We start from the raw sequence: 9451 nt of genomic DNA on the forward strand, positions 1-9451 counted from the left end.
GCCCCCCGTTTGCGGGGCGTCCAGCGCGTTCGATCAGGCCGGCGACCAACTCATGCGGCTTCAGCGCGGCCAGGCCGCCATCGGGGCGGCCTTGGCGCGGGGGGTGCGGACGGCGTCGACGATGTAGGCGGTCATGCGATGTCCTTCAGGCGGCGATCTGGTCGCCGGGCGCCCAGGTTCCGTGGAAACCGGCGGGGACGCGGGCGGGCAGCAGGACGCGGGCGATCGGTCCGGCCTCGAAATCCTGGGCGGCCAGGATCTGGACCTCGGACCTGCCCGTCGTCTCGTCGGTGGTGAAGGCGATGACGTAGCCGTCGTCCTCGTCCACGGCGCCGATGCGGGGGGCGAAGGCGGGTTCGGAGCCGCCGATCCCGTCGGCGAAATGGTGGGTCTGGGCCGCGCCGGTGCGCAGGTCGTATTTGATCAGGCCCGAGAAGCGCTGGAGCTCCTGGTTCGCCATTTCAACGTGATAGGACCAGTTCGTGCGCCGACCTGTGAAGTCGAGGTTGACCACCGGGAACTCGCCGACGCGGTCGTCCAGCTGGCGCTTTTTCACCTCGCCCGTGACCATGTTCATGCGCCACTCGACCGGCACGGCGTTGAGCGCCAGGACGTTGACCATGGAGGCGTAGGGACCGTAGGCCGGGTTCGGCGGATAGCCGTTGGGCGTCATCATGCAGGCGGTCATGACGACCTCGTCGCCGTCCTCCCAGGCGTTGACGACATGGTAGATGTAGCAGGTCTCGGTCTCGAACCAGCGGACCTGATCGCCGGTCCCGGTCTTGGGCACGACGCCGAAACGGGCGGGCTGGTCGGCGACCTTGATCTGCCACATCGAATTGCGCAGGCCGGCCTCGGTGAAGACCACCGGCAGGTCGTGCAGGATGATGTAGTTCTCGGTCAGGCCCATGTCGTGCGGCAGGCGCGGTCCGGGCAGGTCGACCTTCTGGAAATTGGTCAGGCGGTTGTCGGCGCTGACGACGCCGAAAGTCATCCACGGCTCGTAGAGCGAATAGTCGAAGAAGCAGAACTCGCCGGTCTTCGGATCGACCTTGCCGTGGGCCGAGGCGTGGCGGGGCAGGGCGCCGCCGAAGCTTTCGTCGCCCAGGGTCTGGAGCGTGCGGGCGTCGACGCGAACCGGCTTGCCGGAGATGTACCAGAGCGCCATCAGCGAGCCGTTGTGGAAGACCAGGTCGGTGTTGGCGGTGTCCTTGTAGACCAGCTCGCCGCGACCGGCGTCGGGACGCGCCCGGGCGGAGGGCGACATCACGCCGCCGGCGCGGATGTCGCGGCCGGCCTGTTCGGCCCGGTAGTCGGCGGTGCGGACGTAGCGGTTGCGGTATTCGGCCTTGCCGTTCTCGAAATAGACGGCGTGGACCATGCCGTCGCCGTCGAACCAGTGATGCAGGCCTGCCGGCGCCTGGGCGGGGTTGGGTCCGTTGCGGATGAAGGCGCCGTGGAGATCCTTTGGAATCTCGCCGATCACGGTCAGGTCGAGCGCCGTCGTCTCGGCCGCGACCGGTTCGTACAGCCCCTGAAGATAGGGGTTCAGGGCGTTCAGATCGCTGAGTTCGCCCGTCTCGATGCGGCGGGCCGCGGCGGCGTCATCGGCCATTGTCCGACTCCATAAGTCCAGAAACGCAATCTGCGCCGAATGGTATCTTAACGCAAGTCAGGAAAGGCGGATCGCGGTCGCGGGGCGGGCGTCCAAGAAGGCGTCGAAGGCCGCGTTCCCGTCGGCCGGCAAGCTCCAGTCCTCCAGCGACATCAGGGGGCCGAGCGCCGCCATCAGGTCGTCGGGGGAGACCTCGCCCGGGGGTTGGAACTGGACGCCGGGGCCTTCGACGCGCACCGCGCGACGGACCTTGCCGGCGCCGGCGACCAGGGTTTCGCCGTTCAGGGGGCAGCCCTCGGTCATCAGCCAGCTGACGACGGGGGCGACGTATTCGGGCGGCATGGCGCGGCCGACGGCGTCGGACACATAGCTCTCGGTCATGCCGGTCAGGGCGTAGGGGGCGACGGCGTTGGCGTGGACGCCCCGGGCCGCCCCTTCCAGCGCCATGACCCGCATGAAGCCGATCAGCGCGGCCTTGGACGAGGAATAGGCCGCCATGCCGTGCACCCCGTGCAGACCGGCGGCGGAGGTGGTGATGACGATGCGGCCGGCGCCCTGGTCGCGCATGTGGCGGTAGATCGGCAGGGTGGCGCTGACGGTGCCGAAATAGTTGATCTCGAACACCGCCCGCAGGTCGGCCAGGGTCTGCTTGTGCAGGGTCCGAGCCTCGGGCGCGCCGGCGTTGTTGACCAGGCCGTCGATGCGACCGAAGGCCGAAAGGGCGGCGTCCAGCAGGCGGTCGCCGGCGTCCTCCGATTCCACCGCCAGGGGGCAGGCGATGGCTTGACCGCCGGCGGCGCGGATGCGTTCGACGACCGCTTCGGCTGAGGCGGGCTGGCCGGAGAGGCGGGGCCGGGTGTTGACCACGACGCGCGCGCCGCGGGCCGCCAGATCCAGGGCGTAGGCCAGGCCGAGCCCTCGTCCGGCGCCCGTCACCACGACCACCCGGCCCTCCAGAGACATGCCCCGCATTACGCCTTCTCCATACTTGCGTAAAAAGACTTGCAAATATGGTCCGTTGGCGCAAGCTACTCTGACTGTCGAGCTTCCGATCAACGGAAGCCGCATCCCGGGGAGGGAACGAATGAAGCCGACAACCATCGCCCCTGTATCCGTCGCCGCCCTGATCCTGGGCGCCGCGCTCGCCGCGCCGGCCCTGGCCCAGGAAGCTCCCGAGCCGCAGGAGACGGCGACGCTCGACGACGTGATCGTCACCGTGCAGCGGCGCGAACAGAGCCTGCAGGACGTGCCGGTGGCGGTGACCGCCTTCAGCGCCGAGACCCTGGAGCGGACCGCCGCGACGGGCATCCAGGACATCGCCGCCAAGGCGCCGGGCGTCACCCTGACCCAGTTCAACATCGGGGAGCCGCAGCTCTATATCCGCGGCGTGGGGACCACGAGCGACTCGGCCGCCAGCGACCCGTCGATCGGCGTCTCGATCGACGAGGTCTCGATCGGGCGGGCCGGCGCCAGCGCCCTGGCCTTCCTGGATATCCAGCGGGTCGAGGTGCTGCGCGGGCCGCAGGGGACGCTGTACGGCCGCAACGCCTCGGGCGGGGCGCTGAACATCTATACCCGGCGACCGGTGTTCGAGAACTCGGGCAGCGTCACCGCCCGGATCGGCAGCTTCGAGGAATACGGGCTGGAAGGCATCCTGAACCGGCAGCTGAGCGACGACGCCGCGCTGCGTCTGGCGGTCCGCTACAACACCAACGACGGCTACGCCGAGAACGTGCCGACCGGGAAGGGGCTGGAGGGTGGGACCTCCTATGGTGCGCGGCTGTCGGTGCTGAAGGAGGCCGGAGACTGGACCTTCCTGGGCGGCCTCGACTATTCGCGGGACGAGATGGACGGGCACGCCCGCATCCCGGTGACCACCTCGGCGACCGCGCCGGCCTTCGTGTCCCTGATCAACACCCTGCGCGCCGGGCTGGACGTGCGGCAGAGCTTCTCGTCGCCCGACAACTACCAGGACCGGACCAACTACGGCTTCACCGGGCGGGTCGAGCACGAGGGCGACGCCTTCGACTTCGTGTCCCTGACGTCGTACCGGGACAACGACTATTCCTGGCGCGACAACCTGGGCGGCCTGCCGTTCCCGGGCTTCCCGCTGCAGGTCGACGATCAGGCCTCGGAACAGGCCAAGCAGCTCAGCCAGGAATTCCGACTGGTCTCCAAGCCGAGCTCGACCATCGACTGGGTCGCCGGGGTCTATTTCTTCAACGAGGAGGTTGAGCGCTCGGAGCGGTTCGTGGTCGGCGCCGCCCTGCCGATCGCGCCGCCGTCGTTCGGGGGCGACGTCTCCTTCTTCCAGGACGCGACCAACCGCAGCTATGCGGCCTTCGGCCAGGCGACCATCCCGTTCGCGGAGATCTGGGAACTGACAGTCGGCGCGCGCTGGACCCATGACGAGCGGGAGGTCCATCAGGTGGCGGTGGACAACGAGGGGGGGGCCAATCCGCCGGCCGGCATCCCTCTGGGGCCGGGCGGGACGCCCTACAACGTCCGGGCGGACGAGACCTTCAGCGAGCCCAGCTGGAAGCTGGCCCTGGCGGTCGAGCCGATCGACAACCTGCGCCTCTATGCGAGCTACGACCGGGGCTACAAGGCGGGCGCCTTCCCGTCGGCGGCCCAGTCAGGTGCGCAGGCGGTGTCGCCGCTGAGGTCCGAGCTGCTGGACAACTACGAACTGGGCCTGAAGTCGACCCTGCTGGACGGGCGGCTGCGGTTCAACGCGGCCGTGTTCAAGCTGGAGTATCAGGACCTGCAGGTCTACGAGCTGCTGGGCCTGACCCTGGTGACCTCCAACGCCGAGGCCGAGGTCGACGGCTTCGAGATCGAAACGGCCTTCGCGCTCAGCAACAACCTGACGATCGGCGGCTCCTATACCAGCCTGGACGCCCGCTTCACCTCGAACGCGGTGTCGGGCGCGCTGATCCTGCCCTACGACGGCAACGTCCTGCCGCGGTCGCCGGATAGCCAGTACACCTTGTACGTCGACGGCGAGTGGGATGCGTTCGGCGGGACTCTCGCAGTGCGGGCTGACTATCAGTGGACGGACGACTTCTATTTCGATCCCTCGAACAATCCCGAGGTCCTGTCGCCGGCCCACGAACTGGTCAGCGCCTTCGCCTCGTGGGAGTCGCCGACAGGGCTGAAGGTGTCGGTCTACGGCAAGAACCTGACGGACACCGAATACCAGACCCACATCATCAAGAACGTGGGCGTCGGGTTCAGCGTGTTCGGAGCGCCGCGGTCGTTCGGCCTGGCGGTCAGCCAGAGCTTCTGACGGGTCAGGCGGCGCCGGAGCCTTCCGGCGCCGCCTCGACCTCCCAGCGGATGTCGCGCGGGTCCAGCCGGCGACCGGTGGTCCGGTCGCAGACGACGGCGTGGATCGGCTCGCCGGTGGTGGTGTCGATCAGCTTCAGCGGGACGCCGTCGGGGCACAGCCAGCGCTCGCTCCAGCCGTGCATGGCCATGATCATCGGGAACAGGTCGCGTCCCGCCTGGGTCAGGCGGTATTCGAAACGCGGCGGGGCCTTCTGGTAGAGCTTCTTCTCCAGCACGCCGTGCAGGACCATGCGGTTCAGCCGGTCCGCCAGGATGTTGGTGGCGACGCCCAGGGCCTCGTGGATCTCGTCGAAGCGGCGCAGGCGGAAGAAGGCGGCGGCCAGGACGGCCCAGCTCCAGTAGTCGCCCATGATGTCGGTCGAGCGGTCGATGATGGCCCGGTCGGTCTCGATCGGCTGGGTCCGGCGGCGACGCGAGGTGGGCGGGGCGATGGCGACCAGGCCCTCGCCGGCCTCCCAGCGGACATGGCGCGGATCGACGACATGGCCGCGCTCGTGGTCGAAGATGGCCGGGACGACCCGTTCACCCGTGTGGCGGTCGAAGAAGGCGAGGGCGTAGCGCTCCTGCAGCGGCGAGCGCGCCCATTTGCGCTCCCATTGACCCTGCATGACGGCGACGCCGAACATGTCGAGACCCATCTCGGTCAGGCGGTACTCCAGCCGGGTGGGGGAGTCCTTCGCGCCACGCTGCTCCAGCAGGCCGGCCGTGACCAGGCGGTTCAGCCGGTCGGTCAGGACGCTGCGCGGCATGCCCAGACGGTCACGCCACACCGAGAAGCGCCGCGCGCCGTAGAAGGCCTCGCGCAGGATCAGCTGGGTCCAGGCGTCGCCGGTCACGGCGAAGGCGCGCGCCACCGGATTGCCCATGATCAGATCGCGTGTGGAGATGGCGTCCACGAACCCTCTTTCGTCCTGCCTCGGTCAGTCTTAGCACCCCGGGACGCGGATTCGCAGCCCGCACCGGGGCGGCCCACATCGTTCAATAAATCCGATTTTGCAAGTCGCGCCGGAGCGCTAAGGTGGCCGGCGGCGACGAGAACGGAGGCGCGGCGTGCTGGACCTGACCGACGATTTCACCCGCGCCCCGTGCCGCCCGATCCGGTTCGGTGACGTCGGCCTGGAGATCGAGGAACGGCCCGGCGGCGCGCTGATCCTGTCGGCCCGGGCGCCGCTTCAGCCCTATGAACGGAACCTGCTGCGCCGCTTCTGGCGGCACGCGGAGACGACGCCGGACAAGACCTGGGTCGCCGAGCGCGATGGCGAAGGCGGCTGGCGCAGGCTCAGCTACGGCCAGGCGCGGGCTGACATCTCGGCGGTCGCGTCGTGGCTGCGGGGCCGGAACATTCCCCAGGGGCGGTCGATCGTGGTGCTGTCCGGGAACACCCCCCTGCACGCCGTCTGGATGTTCGGGGCGATCGCGGCGGGCGTCCCGATCTGCTCGGTCAGCGTCAACTATTCCCTGCTGAGCCAGGACTTCGAGCGCCTGCGCCATGTGACGGACATGGTCCGGCCCGCGGTGATCCTGGCCGAGAGCGCCGCCTTCGCCCGCGCCGCCGCGGCTGTGGCGCCGGCCGACGCCGTGATCGTCAGCGCCGAGCCGGGCGCGTTCGGCGGGGCGGCGATCGACGCCGCCGTCACCCTGCGTGAGCCGGACGTCGAGGGGATCGGTCGCGCCATCGAAGGCCTGAATCCCGAGGCGCCCGCGCGCTATCTGCTGACTTCGGGCTCCACAGGCCGGCCCAAGGCGGTGATCCATACCCAGGCGATGATGACCGGCAACACCGCCAGCGGGGCCCAGGCCATGGGCGACGCGTTCGACTGGGGCGGGACGATGCTGGACTGGCTGCCGTGGAGCCATATCGCCGGGTCGTCGCTGCTGACCAACGTGTCCTGGATGGGCGGGACGCTGCACATCGACGACGGGCGCCCCACCGCCGAGGGCTTCGCCGCGACTCTCAGGAACCTCAGGGAGATTCCGGTCCGGTTCTACGGCACCATGCCGTCGGGCTACGCCATGCTGGCCGACGCCCTTGAGGTGGACGAGGGGCTGCGCCAGACCTTCTTCAGCGAGCTGCGGGTGATGCTGTTCGGCGGGGCGGGCCTGCCCCAGCCCCTGCACGACCGGCTGCAGCGGCTGGCGGTGGCGACGACGGGCCAGCGCTTCGCCTTCGTCTCGGGCTACGGCTCGACCGAAACGGGGTCCGCGATCAGCTATACCTGGTGGGAGAGCACCCGCGTCGGCATCGGCCTGCCCGTGCCGGGCGCTTCGCTGAAGCTGGTTCCAGCCGACGGCGCCTATGAGGTGCGGGTCAAGGCGCCCAGCGTGACGCCCGGCTATTTCGAGGATCCGCACAGAACCGCCGAGGCGTTCGACGAGGACGGTTTCCTGCGCATGGAGGACATGGCCGATTTCCATGACCGGTCGGCGCCCGAGCTGGGTCTGTATTTCGCCGGACGGCGGGCCGAGCAGTTCAAGCTGGCGAACGGAACCTTCGTCGCGGCCGGGCGGCTTCGCGACGCGGTGCTGCGCGCCTGCCCAGGCCTGTTCCGAGACGTGGTGATCTGCGGCGAGGGACGATCCGAACTGGGCGTGCTGGCCTGGCCCGATCCGGAAGGCGTGCGCCGGCTGACAGACGGTCAGGAGGGTGACCCCGGCCTTCATCCGGCCGTGGCCGACGCCGTCCGTGAGGGCCTGGCCCGGCACAACGCCGATCATCCCGGCCAGAGCGAACGGCTGGTCCGACTGGCCTTCCTGGTCGCGCCACCCGATGTCGAGGCCCACGAGGTGTCTGACAAGGGCTCGATCAACCGCAACGTCGTGCTGCGCCGACGCGCGGCGGACGTGGAGCGGCTGTATGCGGACGGCGAGGGGGTGGTTTTGGTTGAAACCTGACCTTTCGTCATCCCGGCGAAGGCCGGGACCCAGCGGCGCGCGAGAGCGCGAAGCTGTCGCGCGCCAGCTTGTGGAGAGCATCGCCTCCGCTTCGCTGCGGCGCCGCTGGGTCCCGGGGTCGTTGCGCGCCCCGGGATGACGAAAATCTAAGCCCCCGCCCGAACCGCCTGCTCCCAGGCCAGACGGGCCAGCTCCGGGAATTCGTCGGCGCGCTTGCGGGCCTTGGGGGAGACGGCGTTGCCGCGGATCACCCGGCCGCGGATGCCGTGGATGATGGCGGCGAAACGGAACATGTTGAAGGCGACCAGGACGTCGAGATCAGCCATGTCGGCGCGGCCGGTCCGGCGGCGGTAGACCTCGGCGTAGTCGGCTTCGGTCGGCAGGCCTAGCTCCGGGAGATCGCGACCCAGAAGGCCGCCCAGATGGACCGGCAGACGGTACATCATCAGGTGATAGGCGAAGTCGGCTAGCGGGTGGCCCAGCGTCGACAGCTCCCAGTCGATCACCGCGGCCACTTCGGGCCGGTCGGGATGCAGGATCAGGTTGTCGATGCGGAAGTCGCCGTGGATGACCGAGGTCTGGTCCGCCAGGCCGTCGCGCTCTGCCAGCCAGGCGGCGAGCCGGTCCATGTTCGCGTCGCGGCCCGCCTCGACATCACCCCGGTACTGGCGGGTCCACAGCGCCGTCTGGCGCTCGACGAAGCCGCCGCGCTTGCCGTAGTCGCCCAGGCCGAGACGGTCGACGTCGAGGGCGTGAAGCCGCGCCAGCGTCGTGTTCATGGCGTCGAACACCGCCGCGCGTTCTTTGGGGTCGTCGAGGTCCGTGGCCGGGTCCCAGACGATGCGCCCCTGGACATGCTCCATCAGATAGAAGGCCGAGCCGAGCACGTCCGGGTCCTCGCAGACGCCCAGGATGCGGGGGACGGGAAAGCCCGCGTCGCCCAGGGCGGTCATGACCCGGGCCTCGCGCAGCACGTCGTGGGCGCCCTTCAGAAGCGGGCCGGGCGGTTTGCGGCGGAGGACGAAGGCGAGCGAGCCAGCGTCAATCCGATAGGTCGGATTGGATTGTCCGCCCGAGAACTGTGAGAGGCGCAAGGGGGCGGTCGGCAGATCGACATGACCGGCCATCCAGGCCCTGAGGGCGTCGGCGTCCAGTTCAAAGCCCGGACGGACGCCAACCTGTCCCGGGGGCTCTCCGGCGCTCAAAGCGACTGCCCGTCGTCGACGGTGAAGACCCCGCCGGTGATCGCGGCGGCCTCGTCCGAACCGAGCAGGACCAGGGTGGAATCCAGAGCGCCCTCCGGCATCAGGCGTCGGCGCGGGAAGCCCTTGACCTGCTTCTCGCCGCCGGGGCTGGAGAACCAGCCGGAGTTCATCTCGGTCTCCAGATAGCCGGGGCAGACGGCGTTGACGTTGATCCCCTGGCGCGCCCATTCGCGGGCGAGGGAACGGGCCATGGAGACGACGGCGGCCTTGGAGGCGCAATAGCCGACCAGGCCCGGCAACTGCACCGTCGCGCCAATGGAAGCGACCAGGACGACGCGGCCCCGGCCCGCCGCCGCGGCGCCGTTGGCGATCATGGCGCGGGCGCCCT

7 protein-coding genes are annotated in these 9451 nt (G+C 69.5%); 2 read left to right on the plus strand and 5 right to left on the minus strand.

Annotation, left to right across the window (positions count from 1 at the left end; translation table 11 throughout):
- Window positions 1-145: 145 nt before the first annotated feature.
- Together AC2W7C_RS09020 and AC2W7C_RS09025 are read right to left on the minus strand one after the other, a co-directional pair.
- Window positions 146-1615 (minus strand): carotenoid oxygenase family protein, encoded by a 1470-nt coding sequence (locus AC2W7C_RS09020; protein WP_486001135.1) that lies wholly within the window; start codon window positions 1613-1615, stop codon window positions 146-148.
- Between the two features lie 57 nt (window positions 1616-1672).
- Window positions 1673-2587, minus strand: a complete 915-nt coding sequence (locus tag AC2W7C_RS09025; RefSeq protein WP_486001136.1) for an SDR family NAD(P)-dependent oxidoreductase — start codon at window positions 2585-2587, stop codon at window positions 1673-1675.
- 112 nt (window positions 2588-2699) lie between these two features.
- On the opposite strand from AC2W7C_RS09025, the gene AC2W7C_RS09030 reads away from it, so the two are divergent.
- Complete coding sequence (locus tag AC2W7C_RS09030) at window positions 2700-4904, plus strand: TonB-dependent receptor (protein ID WP_486001137.1); 2205 nt, start codon at window positions 2700-2702, stop codon at window positions 4902-4904.
- A gap of 4 nt (window positions 4905-4908) precedes the next feature.
- Here the strand turns inward: AC2W7C_RS09030 and AC2W7C_RS09035 are convergent, their stop codons facing one another.
- Window positions 4909-5862 carry a winged helix-turn-helix transcriptional regulator gene (locus tag AC2W7C_RS09035; protein WP_486001138.1) on the minus strand — a complete coding sequence of 318 codons (954 nt, stop codon included), beginning with the start codon at window positions 5860-5862 and terminating at the stop codon, window positions 4909-4911.
- 154 nt (window positions 5863-6016) lie between these two features.
- Between AC2W7C_RS09035 and AC2W7C_RS09040 the strand changes: the two genes are divergently transcribed.
- On the plus strand, window positions 6017-7858 hold the full coding sequence (locus tag AC2W7C_RS09040; protein ID WP_486001139.1) for an AMP-binding protein: 1842 nt from the start codon (window positions 6017-6019) through the stop codon (window positions 7856-7858).
- Window positions 7859-8004: 146 nt separating this feature from the next.
- Here the strand turns inward: AC2W7C_RS09040 and AC2W7C_RS09045 are convergent, their stop codons facing one another.
- A complete protein-coding gene (locus AC2W7C_RS09045) occupies window positions 8005-8952 on the minus strand; it encodes a phosphotransferase family protein (protein ID WP_486001140.1) in 948 nt (315 codons plus the stop codon).
- Window positions 8953-9059: 107 nt separating this feature from the next.
- On the minus strand, window positions 9060-9451 hold a 392-nt coding region (locus AC2W7C_RS09050; RefSeq protein ID WP_486001141.1), incomplete at its 5' end, for an SDR family oxidoreductase.

Source organism: Brevundimonas sp. CURTG3B2_SDJG (genome assembly GCF_057364705.1).

What these genes read in the sequence shown, in the direction of transcription:
- AC2W7C_RS09030 (WP_486001137.1), top strand. Translation starts at nt 2,700, where the DNA reads ATGAAGCCGACAACCATCGCCCCTGTATCCGTCGCCGCCCTGATCCTG.
- AC2W7C_RS09020 (WP_486001135.1), bottom strand. Translation starts at nt 1,615, where the DNA reads ATGGCCGATGACGCCGCCGCGGCCCGCCGCATCGAGACGGGCGAACTC.
- AC2W7C_RS09025 (WP_486001136.1), bottom strand. Translation starts at nt 2,587, where the DNA reads ATGCGGGGCATGTCTCTGGAGGGCCGGGTGGTCGTGGTGACGGGCGCC.